General features: G+C 35.9%; 16 protein-coding genes. 8 read left to right on the plus strand and 8 right to left on the minus strand.

The window, feature by feature from the left end:
- Nucleotides 1-92 precede the first annotated feature (92 nt).
- On the minus strand, nt 93-1,049 hold the full coding sequence (locus IEV85_RS20735) for an NAD-dependent epimerase/dehydratase family protein (RefSeq protein WP_188467177.1): 957 nt from the start codon (nt 1,047-1,049) through the stop codon (nt 93-95).
- A 290-nt stretch (nt 1,050-1,339) separates the two neighbouring features.
- Between IEV85_RS20735 and hemA the strand changes: the two genes are divergently transcribed.
- The 8 genes from hemA to IEV85_RS20770 all read left to right on the plus strand — a co-directional run bounded on the left by hemA (nt 1,340) and on the right by IEV85_RS20770 (nt 8,427).
- Nucleotides 1,340-2,611, plus strand: a complete 1,272-nt coding sequence (hemA, locus tag IEV85_RS20740; RefSeq protein ID WP_188467253.1) for a glutamyl-tRNA reductase — start codon at nt 1,340-1,342, stop codon at nt 2,609-2,611.
- Nucleotides 2,612-2,679: 68 nt separating this feature from the next.
- On the plus strand, nt 2,680-2,814 hold the full coding sequence (locus IEV85_RS25125) for a hypothetical protein (protein WP_262892161.1): 135 nt from the start codon (nt 2,680-2,682) through the stop codon (nt 2,812-2,814).
- A gap of 29 nt (nt 2,815-2,843) precedes the next feature.
- Nucleotides 2,844-3,539, plus strand: coding sequence for a porin family protein (locus IEV85_RS20745; protein ID WP_188467179.1), 696 nt, complete (start codon nt 2,844-2,846; stop codon nt 3,537-3,539).
- A 122-nt stretch (nt 3,540-3,661) separates the two neighbouring features.
- Nucleotides 3,662-4,807: a M23 family metallopeptidase gene (locus IEV85_RS20750; RefSeq protein ID WP_188467181.1), complete on the plus strand. Its 1,146-nt coding sequence runs from the start codon at nt 3,662-3,664 to the stop codon at nt 4,805-4,807.
- A gap of 12 nt (nt 4,808-4,819) precedes the next feature.
- On the plus strand, nt 4,820-6,142 hold the full coding sequence (locus IEV85_RS20755; protein ID WP_188467183.1) for a DNA recombination protein RmuC: 1,323 nt from the start codon (nt 4,820-4,822) through the stop codon (nt 6,140-6,142).
- A gap of 230 nt (nt 6,143-6,372) precedes the next feature.
- Complete coding sequence (locus IEV85_RS20760; protein WP_188467185.1) at nt 6,373-7,149, plus strand: carboxypeptidase-like regulatory domain-containing protein; 777 nt, start codon at nt 6,373-6,375, stop codon at nt 7,147-7,149.
- Between the two features lie 68 nt (nt 7,150-7,217).
- Nucleotides 7,218-7,877, plus strand: coding sequence for a class I SAM-dependent methyltransferase (locus IEV85_RS20765; RefSeq protein WP_188467187.1), 660 nt, complete (start codon nt 7,218-7,220; stop codon nt 7,875-7,877).
- A 79-nt stretch (nt 7,878-7,956) separates the two neighbouring features.
- Entirely contained in the window at nt 7,957-8,427 is a 471-nt protein-coding gene (locus IEV85_RS20770; protein WP_188467189.1) for a CBS domain-containing protein, read from the plus strand.
- Nucleotides 8,428-8,508: 81 nt separating this feature from the next.
- Here the strand turns inward: IEV85_RS20770 and atpG are convergent, their stop codons facing one another.
- The 7 genes from atpG to IEV85_RS20805 all read right to left on the minus strand — a co-directional run bounded on the left by atpG (nt 8,509) and on the right by IEV85_RS20805 (nt 13,960).
- Nucleotides 8,509-9,399 carry an ATP synthase F1 subunit gamma gene (atpG, locus tag IEV85_RS20775; RefSeq protein WP_188467191.1) on the minus strand — a complete coding sequence of 297 codons (891 nt, stop codon included), beginning with the start codon at nt 9,397-9,399 and terminating at the stop codon, nt 8,509-8,511.
- Between the two features lie 99 nt (nt 9,400-9,498).
- Nucleotides 9,499-11,073: a F0F1 ATP synthase subunit alpha gene (gene atpA, locus IEV85_RS20780; protein ID WP_188467192.1), complete on the minus strand. Its 1,575-nt coding sequence runs from the start codon at nt 11,071-11,073 to the stop codon at nt 9,499-9,501.
- 27 nt (nt 11,074-11,100) lie between these two features.
- Nucleotides 11,101-11,658, minus strand: coding sequence for an ATP synthase F1 subunit delta (gene atpH / locus IEV85_RS20785; RefSeq protein ID WP_188467193.1), 558 nt, complete (start codon nt 11,656-11,658; stop codon nt 11,101-11,103).
- 8 nt (nt 11,659-11,666) lie between these two features.
- The gene (locus tag IEV85_RS20790) at nt 11,667-12,161 is read right to left on the minus strand and encodes a F0F1 ATP synthase subunit B (RefSeq protein WP_188467194.1); all 495 of its coding nucleotides are present in this window, start codon (nt 12,159-12,161) and stop codon (nt 11,667-11,669) included.
- Nucleotides 12,162-12,245: 84 nt separating this feature from the next.
- The gene (atpE, locus tag IEV85_RS20795; RefSeq protein ID WP_188467195.1) at nt 12,246-12,455 is read right to left on the minus strand and encodes an ATP synthase F0 subunit C; all 210 of its coding nucleotides are present in this window, start codon (nt 12,453-12,455) and stop codon (nt 12,246-12,248) included.
- 43 nt (nt 12,456-12,498) lie between these two features.
- Nucleotides 12,499-13,551 (minus strand): F0F1 ATP synthase subunit A, encoded by a 1,053-nt coding sequence (gene atpB, locus IEV85_RS20800; RefSeq protein ID WP_188467196.1) that lies wholly within the window; start codon nt 13,549-13,551, stop codon nt 12,499-12,501.
- Nucleotides 13,544-13,960, minus strand: coding sequence for a hypothetical protein (locus IEV85_RS20805; RefSeq protein WP_188467197.1), 417 nt, complete (start codon nt 13,958-13,960; stop codon nt 13,544-13,546). Before IEV85_RS20805 ends, atpB begins: the two co-directional genes overlap by 8 nt.
- Nucleotides 13,961-13,962: the final 2 nt, after the last annotated feature.

Consider the following 13,962-nt stretch of genomic DNA (forward strand, 5'->3'; position numbering starts at 1 on the left):
ATGAAAGAAACTTCTTATCAACTATGATAATAAAACGCAAAACAGACAGAAAGTTTAAAATACACTTAATTAGCCCCCTGCTAAATTCAACATCATATGGAGTGATAGACAGGAAGATTTTCCAATATATCTTCTACCATACCATCCAACAAGTATTTTGGTTTCCAACCCCAATCTTCCCTGGCTCTGCTATCGTCTACACTGTTAGGCCAGGTATCTGCTATTTTTTGTCTATAGTCAGGATTATAACTGATCTGAAATGAGGGTTGATGCTTCTTAATAGCTTCAAAAATTTCTTTAGGGCTAAAGCTTATGGCTCCTACATTGTAACTGGAACGCACAGAAAGTTTTTCAGATGGAGCATGCATTAAATCAATAGTGGCTTTAATAGCATCCGGCATATACATCATCGGTAAATAAGAGTCTTCTTTTAAGAAGCATTCGAAAGTTTCATTTTTCAATGCTTTATGAAAAATATCTACCGCATAATCTGTAGTACCGCCACCTGGCAAAGTTTTATAGCCTATTAATCCGGGGTATCTTAAACTTCTAACGTCTACATTGTATTTATGAAAGTAGTACTCACACCATCTCTCACCTGCTAATTTACTAATACCATACACAGTGTTAGGATCCATTACACAGTCCTGAGGAGTATTATCTACTGGTGAATTAGGACCAAAAACCGCTATTGAACTAGGCCAATATACTCTCGAAAGCTTTTTTTCTTTTGCAATATCCAATACATTTAAAAGACTCTTCATGTTCAAATCCCAGGCGAACTTTGGGTTTTGCTCACCCTTAGCGGAAAGTATAGCGGCCAATAAATACACTTGAGTAACTTTATATTGATCAATAATAGCAGCTAACCTTTGAGCATCCATTGCATCCAGTTGCTCGAAAGGGCCTTCTTCCAACTGCTCAGGCTTAGGGGGCTGAATATCAGAAGCAATTACATTGGCACTTCCATAAACAGACCTCAATTCAGCTGTCAATTCAGTCCCTAATTGCCCTCCGGCACCTATAATTAATAAAGTTTCTGTCTGCATAGTGTAAATTTTGCACAAATTTCGTGAAATAATTGAATCAAAAAAATTATACATCTTCTATTTGCGGGCAAACCATCACCCCAGAATAATAGCCATCATGTCATGTAATTTTTTCTACTCAAAGAGATTGAATAGGTGGAATTTAATAGATGTGATGCTTGTTAAAGCACTGGTTAAAATACAACTAAATATCTAACACTATTTAGACAGATGATAAATAAGACAAACGTGTTACATCTGCTTCTTTTCTTAGTAGTTAACTATTAATTTTGCATTCTGTAATTTTAGATATGTATCAGGATTTTAAAGCTTTAAGTTTATCTTTTAAAAACGCCCCTATTCAAATCAGGGAGCAGGTTTCCCTTAGTGAGGAAGCCGTTGGAAGATTACTTCATTATTTTAAAGAGTTTACTTCTGCCACGGATGTAATGGTATTATCTACCTGCAACCGAACAGAAGTATATTATCTGAGCGAAAATGATCTTTCTGAAGACATTATAAAACTCATTGGTATTGAAAAAGGGATCAGTAATTTAGATCATATAAAACCTTTTTTCGATAAGATTAATGAGCATGAGCAGGCCATTCAGCATTTATTTTATGTATCCATGGGTCTGGAAGCTCAGGTGGTTGGAGACATACAAATTTCAAATCAGGTAAAAAGAGCCTATCAGGCCTCTGCTGATTTGCAGCTGGCGGGTCCTTTTTTACATAGATTGATGCACACCATATTCTTCTCGAATAAAAGAGTGGTGCAGGAAACATCTTTTAGGGATGGCGCAGCTTCTATTTCTTATGCTGCCACTGAGCTAGTTAAAACACTTACCTCAGAAATAAACTCTCCCAGAATTTTAGTAGTAGGTGTTGGCGAAATTGGAGAAGATGTTTGCAGAAACTTGATTGGTCAGCAGAGCATGTCTGTTAAAATCACCAACAGAACCCAAAGTAAAGCAGAACAGCTTGCCGCTGAATGTAATTTCCAGGTGCAGTCATTCGAGCAGCTTTGGGAAGCAGTAGATGAGGCAGATGTAATTATTTCCTCTGTAGGTACGGAAGAACCAATTTTCACAAAAGATAAAGTTGACGAGCTGGATATTTTGAGCTTTAAATACTTTATTGATCTTTCTGTACCGAGAAGTGTAGGAATTGATGTAGAAGAAAACCCTGCTGCTATTGTATACAATGTAGATAGCATAAAAAGCAAAGCAGATCAGGCTTTAGAAAAAAGAACAAAAGCAATTCCGCAAGTGCAGCAAATTATTGCAGAAGCTATTGAGGAATTTAATGATTGGTCGAAGGAAATGATTGTTTCCCCCACCATCAATAACCTTAAAAATGCACTTGAGCAGATTCGTCAGGAAGAGTTGGCGAGATATTTAAAGGAAATTAATGGTTCCGCTGAAAGTGAATTGGTAGAAAAAGTAACCAAAAGCATGATGCAAAAAATCATAAAGCTTCCTGTTTTACAACTAAAAGCAGCTTGTAAAAGAGGAGAGGCTGAGACATTAATTGATGTGTTAAATAACCTGTTCGATTTAGAAAAAGATAAGCAGGTAAAGTAAATATTTGCTTTATTTGCTAGTAAGCAAACCTTAACTTATTTTTGTAACCACATTTAAATTTAGAAATTATGTTTTTTGATATTCCGGTAACTGAAGGAGCAAATACTTTCTTTTGGATTTTAGCAGGTCTTGTAGGATTAGTAAACGCTATTATATTTATTGACAAAAGAAATACAGATAAAGAATCTGAAAGCGAATCATAATTTTTAATTACAATATAAGTTAATAGAGTATGAAAAAGAAAAGGATCATTTTCATCCTGTTTTTATTTATACTCTGCATACCCGATTTACGCGCTCAGTCTTACATTGGTGTAAAAGGCGGAGTGAATATTCCATTTGTCAATTTTACTGACTTCGTTACGGATTACAGGTTTAGCACCGGCATTAATACTACTCCATACTTTAGCCTCACCTATAGATATATGCACCATCCCGTAGTGGGGGTGCAAGCTGAAATTGCTTACTCCGCAAAAGGCTGGCAACAAAATACTTTTGACCAAACCGGCACAATACAAACCAATGCTGTCAGAACAGACATCAACTATCTTGAAGTGCCTATTTACATGCATATTGCATTAGGAAAAAGCAATTTGAAGTTCAACATTGATGCAGGATTGTATGTGGCATATGCCATCAGCACCGAAAGAACTATACAAACTGATCAGGATCTTGATAGGGTGGTACTTCAGTACAATATTGACACAGACAATAGAGGAGATTTTGGTTTGACCATGGGAGGTGGTGTATCCTATGAGTTTCCTTTCGGTATTATTCAATTGGAAGGTAGCTTTAAAACCGGTTTTGCTAATATTCTTCCAAGAAATCCTATAACTGCGGAAAACCCAGCAGTTTCTACAAACCAGGTTCCTTCAGTGAATATCAGCTACTATCTGCCTCTATCAAAGAAAAAGAGCTCAGAAAAGTAATTCGATTTTAACTATTTTCTTAGCCTCAATTTAAACCCTGCTTCTTAACAGGTTTTTAACTTAAAGGAAGGAATCATTTTTCTTATTTTTAACTTTACTGAACAGCAAACAACCCTATAAAGATGAAAATAAACTTAATTCTTTTAACACTAGTATATTTATTTATTCATACCGATGCTTCAGCTCAAAATGACGACTTAAAAATATACCAGGAAAAAAGTGATAACGGATACATTTTTTATGCCGATAATACTGCTCTGGTTCCATATTCAGTAAAGTTAAATTTTGAAGAACTAAAAAACCTACAGCCTGATAAAGACTTGAAAAGCTACATTGCTTTAGCTCCCGCTAAAAGTAATAAGGTTGAAATCTTACGTTTACGCAGAGTTAAAGAAGGGTCTGCCTCTTCTTACAACTTTAATTATATATTTACAGTAGGAAAACCAGGCCAACAACCTGACACAGATTTCGCTTATTGGTTTCCTTACCGCCATGGTAAAAAGGAACGAGTAGCTCAGGGAAATAACGGCTCAGGAACACATCAGGGTTTAAATGCAATAGATTTTAATTTAGAAGAAGGTGAGGCTGTGCATGCTGCAAGAGAAGGTTTAGTAATTGAAGTAAAAGAAGATTCTAATACAGGTGGAAATAACCCGAAGTTTGAAAAAGACGGGAATTACATACGTATCTATCATGAGGATGGAACAATTGCAAGCTACGTCCATTTACAAAAGAACGGAAGCTTGGTTCACGTGGGTGAAACAGTAAAGGCTGGAGATAAGATAGGAATTAGTGGAAATACAGGTTACAGTTCCGGGCCCCACTTACATTTTATGGTTACTTACAACAGAGATTTTCAGACGCTGACACTACCTGTAAAGTTTCTTAACTATGATGGCAAATCGATTATACCTACTGAAGGAAAGACCTATTATGCATTTCATCAAGGAAAACCGGCTTTTGATGTTCAGGAAACATCAAATTTTAATGAAAAGCTTTATGAGCAGAAATTAGAAAAATCGGGTTTAAAGGACAACATTAAGATCACCTCTGAAAGCTTAGATGACTTTACCCTCATTTATGTTGACAACGGATTTAACAAAAAAATGAGTGGGAAATTAATAATTACCATCACTAATATGGAAAGTACAAAGTCACTGCCTCACCAATTTGAAGTACCTGCCAAAACCAAAATGTACCTGCTCACTTTAAAGCCAAAGGATACTTCAAAAGAGTTTGGTTACAAACTGGCTGCTGAATTCAAATAAAAGTATTTTACCATGGAAATTCTCTGGCTTATATCAGGTTTATTAATAGGATCAGTGATAGCCTATTTTGCTATACACAATAGAAGCAGCGTCAACTTTGAGGCATTAAAGAAAGAAAACCAGAACCATTCTACTCAAATTAGTCTGCTAAAAAATGACAGAGAAAATTTAAGAGCTGACCTGATCACCGGTAGAAAGGAACTTCAACTTGAGCGAAATAAAAACATCCAGCTTAATAAGGAACTATCTACTATTGAGGCACATTATAAAAACCTGAGGCAAAAACTGGAGGAACAGAAGGTTGAAATAGCAGACATACATGCGCAATTCAGAAATGAATTTAAAAACCTGGCCCAGGAAATATTTGAAGAGAAAAGTAAAAAGTTCACTGATCAGAATAAATCAAATTTAGGAGAATTACTCAATCCACTGAAGGAGAGAATCGAAAAATTTGAAGAGAGGGCAGAAAAAAGCAGTAAAGAAAATCTTTTGTGGAACAGTGCTTTAAAGGAGCAGATTACCTCGCTAAAAGAACTAAACCTGCAAATTACCAAAGAAGCTGAAAACCTTACAAAAGCACTTAAAGGAGACTCCAAAGCACAAGGAAATTGGGGAGAAATGCAATTGGAAGCTATTTTTGAAAAAGTAGGTTTACAAAAAGGTACGCATTACGAAAAAGAAAAAAACTACAAAAATGAGGTAGGCGCTAATCAAAGACTGGATTACATCATAAAAATGCCAGATGAAAAGTACCTTGTGCTCGATTCAAAGGTATCCTTAACTGCATACAGTAATTATTTCGGAGCAACAGATGAACTCAATAAGGCTAAACACCTCAAAAGTCACCTGGAAAGTATCAATCAGCACATCAAACTACTGGGCGACAAGAATTATCAAAACCTTTACGAAATTAATCAACCGGATTTCATTCTTATGTTTATTGCTAATGAACCAGCTCTTATGATGGCATTAAAAGAAGATGCTAATTTATATGAAAAAGCACTTAACAGGAATATTGTATTGGTATCCACCAGCACATTAATGGCTACTCTGCGAACCATTTCTTATATCTGGAAGCAGGATTTGCAAAATAGAAATGCAATAGACATAGCTGTTCAGGCAGGGAAACTGTACGATAAATTTGTTAATTTCTCTGAGGATTTGCTCAAAATAGGAAACAATTTGAACACTACCCAAAATAGTTATACAGATGCTATGAAAAAATTAGCTGATGGGAAAGACAATCTTATCAGAAAAACTGAGAAGCTGAAGGACTTAGGAGCAAGAGCGAGTAAAAGCATTGATTCGCGATTGCTTGACAGATCTTCGGAATAAAATTTCATATAATTCTAATTCTTAATTCTACATGCTACAAGGTTAATACCTCTTACTACTGATGGCTGTAGTTACAATTATTAAATAATAATACAACCATACTAACCATAGTGAAAAATCCGTTTTCATATGGCGTGGAAGAATAAGTGAGGATTTTGAAGCGATATTATTTAATTTAACTAACTTAAAGTATCAGAATAATAACTACTAAAGGAATTACGATCGCAAGCATGAGAAAAATATTACTATTATTAATTTTTACTATTTTCTGCAATGGTTTATTAAAAGCACAGTTAACAGGAACATTATTTTCAAAACAAGACAATACCGTAATAGAAGGAGCCCACATTATCAACACCACTAAAAATCAAATGGCCATATCCTCAGGGCTTGGAGTTTTTACAATTGAAGCTAGCAGTGGCGACACGTTAGTAATTAGTAACATCAGCTTTAATACAAAGCAACTTACTGTGGGCTCTTCAAGAGAAGTAGAAATATGGCTAACGCCCGCAGATATACAACTTGATGAAGTGGTAGTGACTAATATGCCTGCAACACAAAAAGCTTTCAAAAAAAGAATTATTGATATGCCCATGCAAGATAATGGCAACTTCCTGCCTTACGGAGTGACGCCCGGGAAACCAATGGGCAAAATCCCTGCAAATTATGATAAGAATGTGACGAACAGCCTCGGGTATATTATTAACAAGCCTGTTTCTTTCATCACAAAAAAGCTGAACAAAAGCTATAAAGAAAAGGTGAAATATTACGAAGTAGTAGCCTCACAAAGCAATAGCATTAGTAACTCTTATAAGTATAACAGAGAATTGGTGGAATCCTTAACTGGTTTAAAAGATGATCAGCTCACAGATTTTATGGAATACCTGAATTTAGATAATTCCTTTATATCAAAAGCTTCAGAATATGAAATTGCTGCAAGAATCGTTAGAGAATATGAGTTCTATCAGCTAAGAGATCTGCCTGATAGCACTTCTGAAAAAGGCTAATTTAATATCAATTAACTTCATTATCGCGATACTTATTATTATAGATGTAAAAAATAGTACTTGAATTGATGAAAACACAAGATTCATTTGACAAGCAGGCAATTTGCAGGTTATGTGATAGCAAAAGCAAATTATTTCATCAATCCGAAACGTCCAGGTTTTTTAAATGCCCCACCTGCAAAGGTATATTTGTCGACTCATCTTACCTTTTAGATGCTGAGACTGAAGAAGAGCGCTATCAAGCTCATAATAATGACACTACTGACCCACGCTACAGAAAATTTGTTAGTCCTATTACAGGTGCTGTACAGGCGTCATTCAGGGATAGTCATCTAGGGCTTGATTTTGGCTGCGGATCAGGCCCTGTGATTACTGAAGTTCTCAGAGAAAAGGGGTATCAAATAAACACCTATGACCCATTTTTTGATTACAGACCTGAAGTACTAAATGAAAAATATCATTTTATTGCTTGTTGCGAAGTAGCAGAGCATTTCCATCAGCCGGCCAAAGAATTTAAATTACTTAAAAAACTACTGCATCCCAAAGGAAGCTTATTCATCATGACTGACCTTTTTAAAGGTGAAATCGACTTCGCAGAGTGGTACTACAAAAATGACCCTACTCATGTGTTTTTCTACCAGAACGATACATTTGAATGGATTTGCAAACACTTTGATTTTGAAAAATTTGAAATATCAGGAAGGTTGACTACTCTCTACAATAAGTAATCCTTTGATTAGTAGTACATTAAATTGTATTCCGTTTTACTTTTTCCTATATTAAGAGAAACTTAAAATTTTTTCAACTATGGTTAAAAGTTATCAGGGTGCATTCACAATGAAGAGCACACAAATAGAGGAGCCCCAGTCGGTGACTGTTGCGGATTATATGGCTACAAAACTAATTACGTTTAAGGAGTACCAACCGATAAATGAAGTGATGGAGCTTCTACTCAAAAATAAAATTTCTGGTGGACCAGTTTGTAATGAAGACAACGAAATCATTGGCATAATATCCGAAGGAGATTGTCTTAAAGAAATAGTAAGAGGGAAATATAATAATACTCCGAAACTGCCGGGCTTAGTGAAGGATCATATGGCCACCAACATCATCTCTATTCCACCGGAAACAAACATTTTTGAAGCGGCAAATATGTTCTTAAGAATGCGTTTCAGGAGATTTCCTGTAATTAAAGAGGAAAAACTTATCGGGCAGATAAGTCAAAGAGATATTATGCGAGCCGTGCAAAGCATGAAAGAAGTTAACTGGAAGCACTAAGCATTCTTCACTTCAAGCACAAAATAAAAAAAGCCCCACTTAATTAATAAATGAGGCTTACTGAAATATTATGTCTGAAAATTACTTAGCTGCCAAAGCTTCTGCACCTGCAGTAATTTCAAGAATTTCTGTAGTAATTGCTGCCTGACGAGTTCTGTTATACGTTAATCTTAAGTCTTTCAGAAGCTCTCCAGCGTTTTCTGTTGCTTTATCCATTGCAGTCATTCTTGCACCATGCTCAGATGCATTAGAGTCAAGCAAAGCCTTAAAAAACTGCGTTTTTAATGAAGTAGGTATTAACTCCTCTTCTATATATGTTTTTGAAGGTTCGTAGATGTAGTCATTTGCAGAAGAAGCCTGATTTTTATCAACCTCTTCACTTTTTTCAATTGGTAGAAACTGTTCAACATTCACTACCTGGGTAGCTGCATTTACAAATTCATTATAAATTATTTCTACTTTATCGTAAGTGCCTTTTTTAAATGCCTCCATTATATATCTTGCAGCCCTGCTTGAGTCTTCAAAGCTTAGGGGATTAAAAAGGTTTACAAACTCACCATTATATGGCAACTTGTTTCTTTTAATATATTCCAAACCCTTCTTCCCTACAGGTAAGAATTCAAGATTCCCTGCAGTTACTAAATCAGCATATTTGCCTTCCATTAAGCTTCTGGCTTTACGAACTACAAAGCTGTTGAAAGCACCACACAATCCTTTATCAGATGTAACCAGTACAATAAGTACTCTTTGTACCGGCCTATGCTCACCATACGGATTCTCCATACTGCTATCTTCGCTTCCACTTACATTCTGCAAAATAGCCGATAATTTCTGAGAATATGGACGCATCATAGTAATTCTATCCTGCGCTCTTTTCAACTTTGCTGCCGCCACCATTTTCATGGCTTTGGTTATTTGTTGTGTAGAAACTACCGAATTAATTCTGTTCTTTACTTCCTTAAGATTTGCCATACAGCCTTTGAGTAAGTTTTATTCCCTAAAAAAATAAGGCAATAAATAATCTATTCATAAAAGGAGGAGTAGCAAAACTACTCCTCCCATAATTTTAACTTAATACTTAGAAGCTAAGTCTTTAGCTACTTTTTCAACATTAGCAATAAGCTCATCTGAAAGCTTACCTGCTTTAAAAGCGTTTAAGGTTTCTTGCTCCTGTGCTTCCATCATGGTGGCAAATTCCTTCTCAAATTGCTTCACCTTATTTACCGGAACTTTATCAATAAAGCCTTTAGTAGAGGCAATAATAATTGCCACTTGCTGCTCCACGGAAACAGGAGAGTATTGTGCTTGCTTCAAAATTTCCTGGTTACGCTTACCTCTTTCAATTACTCTTTTTGTTGTAGGGTCAAGGTCAGAACCAAATTTAGAGAAAGCCTCTAATTCACGGAACTGAGCCTGATCTAGTTTCAGTGTACCTGAAACCTTCTTCATTGATTTAATCTGAGCATTACCCCCTACACGAGATACAGAAATACCTACGTTAATAGCTGGCCTGATACCAGAGTTAAATAAGTCAGTATCAAGAAAAATCTGTCCGTCAGTAATTGAAATCACGTTTGTAGGAATATAGGCAGAAACGTCACCAGCTTGTGTTTCAATAATTGGCAATGCAGTTAATGATCCACCACCTTTTACTTTATCTTTTAAAGTCTCAGGTAAGTCATTCATATCTTTAGCAATCTTATCATCATTGATCACTTTAGCGGCTCTTTCCAACAAACGAGAGTGTAAGTAGAATACATCCCCAGGATAAGCCTCACGACCCGGCGGTCTTCTAAGAAGAAGGGAAACCTCACGGTATGCCACAGCTTGCTTAGATAAATCATCATAAACCACTAAAGCAGGCCTTCCGGTATCTCTGAAAAACTCACCTATAGCAGCACCTGCAAAAGGAGCGTAGAACTGCAAAGGAGCAGGATCAGCAGCCGATGCTGAGACAATTGTTGTATAATCCATAGCTCCGGCTTTTTCTAACTCAGCTACAATTTGAGCTACAGTAGAAGCCTTTTGCCCGATAGCAACATAAATACAGTAAACAGGTTTCCCTGCATCGTAAAATTCTTTTTGATTAATAATGGTATCAATAGCAACAGCTGTCTTACCAGTCTGACGGTCACCAATGATCAACTCTCTTTGACCTCTTCCTACAGGAATCATGGCATCAATTGGTTTAATACCGGTCTGCAAAGGCTCAGTTACTGGCTCTCTGAAGATAACACCTGGTGCTTTTCGTTCCAAAGGCATCTCGAAAAGTTCTCCTTCAATTGGGCCCTTTCCATCAATTGGTCGTCCTAGAGCATTAACTACTCTACCCATAATACTATCACCAACCTTGATAGAGGCAATTTTTCCTGTACGTTTTACAGTATCGCCTTCTTTAATACCTTTCGATTCACCTAACAATACAGCTCCAACATTATCTTCTTCAAGGTTCAATACCAAAGCTTGTAATCCTGTTTCAAACTCCAATAACTCACCTGCTTGTGCTTGTGTTAAGCCATAAATACGAGCTACACCATCACCAATTTGGAGTACGGTGCCTACTTCTTCTAATTCAGCCTCTGTTTTGAAACTGGAAAGTTGTTCTCTTAATATTGCCGAAACCTCATCTGGTCTAACCTCTGCCATTATTATATTATTATAGGTTAATTAATTTTATATCTGTTTGATGTATTGATTCTTTGTCAATTCTCTTCTTAAAGCACTCAATTTAGCGCTTACCGTATCATCTATCTGCCTGTCACCTACTTTCAATAAAAAACCGCCAATTATACTTTTATCTATATTTTCCTTAAGATCTATAGTTTTACCAGTAATCTCATTAACAAGTCTTTTAACTTCATCACGTAAGTTGTCAGTAAGAGGGAAGGTGGTTGTAACCTCGGCTTTCATAATCCCTTTATACTTGTTATAAAGTGTTTGAAAAGCCTGAGTGATATCAAGTAAGTAAGATTCTCTTCCCTTTTTTGCTATGATATCGAAAAAGGCTAAACTTAAATCAGAAACTTTACCTGAGAAAATCTCCTTGATAATAGCACTTTTCTTCGCACTTTTAACAATAGGATTTTTCAGTAACAGGACGAAGTCTCTATTTTGCTCACTTACCTTTAAAAATAAATCCATATCATTTTTGGTTTCATCAAGAGTATTCCTCTCTACTGAAAGATCCAAAAGCGATTTAGCGTACCTTGAAGCAATTCTAAATTCTGACATAGATCAGATTAATTGAGTTTTAAATCCTTTATATAATCATCTACTAAAGCCTTTTGCTCTTTATCATCAGATAAATTTTTACGCAAAACTTTTTCGGCAATCTCAAGTGAAAGCTCTGCAACTTTAACAGTAACTTCTCTTAAAGCAGCATTTTTCTCTAATTCAATTGCTTTCTTAGCATCACCGATCATTTTCTCCGTTTGTTTCGAAGCGTCAGCCTTAGCCTCTTCTTTAATTTTTGTAGCTACATCAGTAGCCTCTTTCAAAAGCTTATCACGCTCAGCTCTGGCCTCCTGTAATAACTTTTGATTATCCGCCTGAAGCTTGGCCATTTCCTGCTTGGCTAGTTCAGCTGACTTTAAGGCATCTTCAATGCTATCTTCACGTGCTTTTAAAGCAGAAAGTATTGGTTTCCATGCAAATGCACGTAAAATGATAATTAAAATCAAAAATACAAGGCCTGTCCAAAATACAAGACCTATTGAAGGGGTTATTAAATCCATTTTCTTTAACTTTTTTTACAAATGACTTTCTGGAGTGTTGAAAAACCTGCAGCCTAGCGCTGCAGGTTTTAATTATCATACAAATTAACCTTGTTGTAATAAGGCAACTACCACGCCGAATAGAGCCACACCTTCTATTAAGGCTGCGGCAATAATCATTGCACCCTGAATCTTACCTGATGCTTCCGGCTGTCTGGCTATTGATTCCATTGCTGAACTACCAATTTTACCAATACCATATCCTGCACCTATTACTGCAAGACCTGCTCCGATTGCTGCTAACGTTCCTGTCATTTTTATTTATATTTAATTAAACATTGAAAATGCGAATCCTAAATTAATGATGTTCATGTTCTGCTACTGCCTGGCCAATGAACAATGCTGCCAGTAAGGTAAATACAAACGCCTGTAAAAATGCTACTAACAATTCAAGAATGTTAATGAATAATGCTAATGGCACCGCTACTAAAGAAGCTGCATATGAACCTAAGATAAAAATTAATGCGATTAATGATAATACTACAATATGCCCTGCCGTAATGTTTGCAAACAAACGAACTGCCAGAGCGAAAGGCTTGGCAAACACACTTATCAGCTCTATAGGAGCTAAAAGAATTTTTACCGGAACAGGCACACCTGGCATCCAGAAAATATGTTTCCAGTATTCTTTATTACCACTGAAATTTACCACAAACAGTGTAATAACTGCTAAAGTACCTGTAAAAGAAACGTTCCCACTTAAGTTGGCACTACCAGGAAAGAAAGGAACTAAGCCTATTAAGTTATTTAACCATATAAAAAAGAATACGGTTAATAAAAACGGCATAAATATATGGTGCTTCTTTTCTCCAATATTAGGAATAGCAATTTCATCTCTCACGAATATCACCAAGGGCTCCATTAATGACTGAAGACCTTTTGGAGCACCTGGCCTTTTCTTATAACCTTTTGCAACAGTAATAAATATGAGACATATTAATATAGAAGAAAGAATTAAAGTAAATACGTTCTTGGTAATTGAAAAATCCAGCGGTTGTTCACCAGTGTGCGCTTCTTCTGAATAAGTACCTGCATAATAAATTTTATCATGAATTAACTCATAAGAACCTTTATCCGTTGTAACCGTTTCTTCACCATGATGAAATTTACCCGACATGAATATATCAAGACCATTTTCAGTCCATAGAATTACAGGAAGAGGAATAGATAAGCTTTCCTGTCCTTCACCCCACAAATGAAACTCATGTGAATCAGCAATGTGATGCATAATCATCTCATTAGCATTAAAATCCCCTTCGCTTCCTGAAGCGTTAACGTTTTCGATAAATAAAAACGAAAATAAAAAAATAAATCCCAAGGATATAAACCTAAAATGGTTGTTTTTAATCATTTTTGAATGCTTTATCAGTTGTTGCTGAAATTTCGCGCAAGTTAGTCATTACACCTTTGATTTCAAACAACATATATGATAAATACAATACAAAAAAATTGAGAGCAAAAGTTACCTTGTGCTCTATACCAAAGTAAACCATTATCAGCACAAACACTAATGACATTAATAGCCTCATTATTATAGCTGCAAAAAGCTGCCCCCCTCTTTTGTGAGGCTCCAATCTAAAAGCTATACCATTAACAAAATGTATAAAACTCATGGAGACAAAAAGAAAGCCAACCATTAAATAGGCTGACTCATGCACTAAAAAAGCTAATGATTCTGTACTTGAGAAAATAAAAATCAGACTAATCTGTACTATGGCAATTAGCAGAAGCTTTAAAAATTCTAATAGTATTTTTTTCAACG

It is taken from the genome of Marivirga lumbricoides (assembly GCF_014636295.1).
Lineage (GTDB): Bacteria > Bacteroidota > Bacteroidia > Cytophagales > Cyclobacteriaceae > Marivirga > Marivirga lumbricoides.

Excerpts from the sequence above, each read along its gene's own strand:
- IEV85_RS20755 (WP_188467183.1), top strand. The coding sequence starts at position 4,820 with ATGGAAATTCTCTGGCTTATATCAGGTTTATTAATAGGATCAGTGATA.
- atpA (WP_188467192.1), bottom strand. The coding sequence starts at position 11,073 with ATGGCAGAGGTTAGACCAGATGAGGTTTCGGCAATATTAAGAGAACAA.
- IEV85_RS20750 (WP_188467181.1), top strand. The coding sequence starts at position 3,662 with ATGAAAATAAACTTAATTCTTTTAACACTAGTATATTTATTTATTCAT.
- IEV85_RS20745 (WP_188467179.1), top strand. The coding sequence starts at position 2,844 with ATGAAAAAGAAAAGGATCATTTTCATCCTGTTTTTATTTATACTCTGC.
- IEV85_RS25125 (WP_262892161.1), top strand. The coding sequence starts at position 2,680 with ATGTTTTTTGATATTCCGGTAACTGAAGGAGCAAATACTTTCTTTTGG.
- atpE (WP_188467195.1), bottom strand. The coding sequence starts at position 12,455 with ATGACAGGAACGTTAGCAGCAATCGGAGCAGGTCTTGCAGTAATAGGT.
- hemA (WP_188467253.1), top strand. The coding sequence starts at position 1,340 with ATGTATCAGGATTTTAAAGCTTTAAGTTTATCTTTTAAAAACGCCCCT.
- atpG (WP_188467191.1), bottom strand. The coding sequence starts at position 9,399 with ATGGCAAATCTTAAGGAAGTAAAGAACAGAATTAATTCGGTAGTTTCT.
- IEV85_RS20790 (WP_188467194.1), bottom strand. The coding sequence starts at position 12,161 with ATGGATTTAATAACCCCTTCAATAGGTCTTGTATTTTGGACAGGCCTT.
- atpB (WP_188467196.1), bottom strand. The coding sequence starts at position 13,551 with ATGATTAAAAACAACCATTTTAGGTTTATATCCTTGGGATTTATTTTT.
- IEV85_RS20760 (WP_188467185.1), top strand. The coding sequence starts at position 6,373 with ATGAGAAAAATATTACTATTATTAATTTTTACTATTTTCTGCAATGGT.
- IEV85_RS20765 (WP_188467187.1), top strand. The coding sequence starts at position 7,218 with ATGAAAACACAAGATTCATTTGACAAGCAGGCAATTTGCAGGTTATGT.
- IEV85_RS20770 (WP_188467189.1), top strand. The coding sequence starts at position 7,957 with ATGGTTAAAAGTTATCAGGGTGCATTCACAATGAAGAGCACACAAATA.
- IEV85_RS20735 (WP_188467177.1), bottom strand. The coding sequence starts at position 1,049 with ATGCAGACAGAAACTTTATTAATTATAGGTGCCGGAGGGCAATTAGGG.
- atpH (WP_188467193.1), bottom strand. The coding sequence starts at position 11,658 with ATGTCAGAATTTAGAATTGCTTCAAGGTACGCTAAATCGCTTTTGGAT.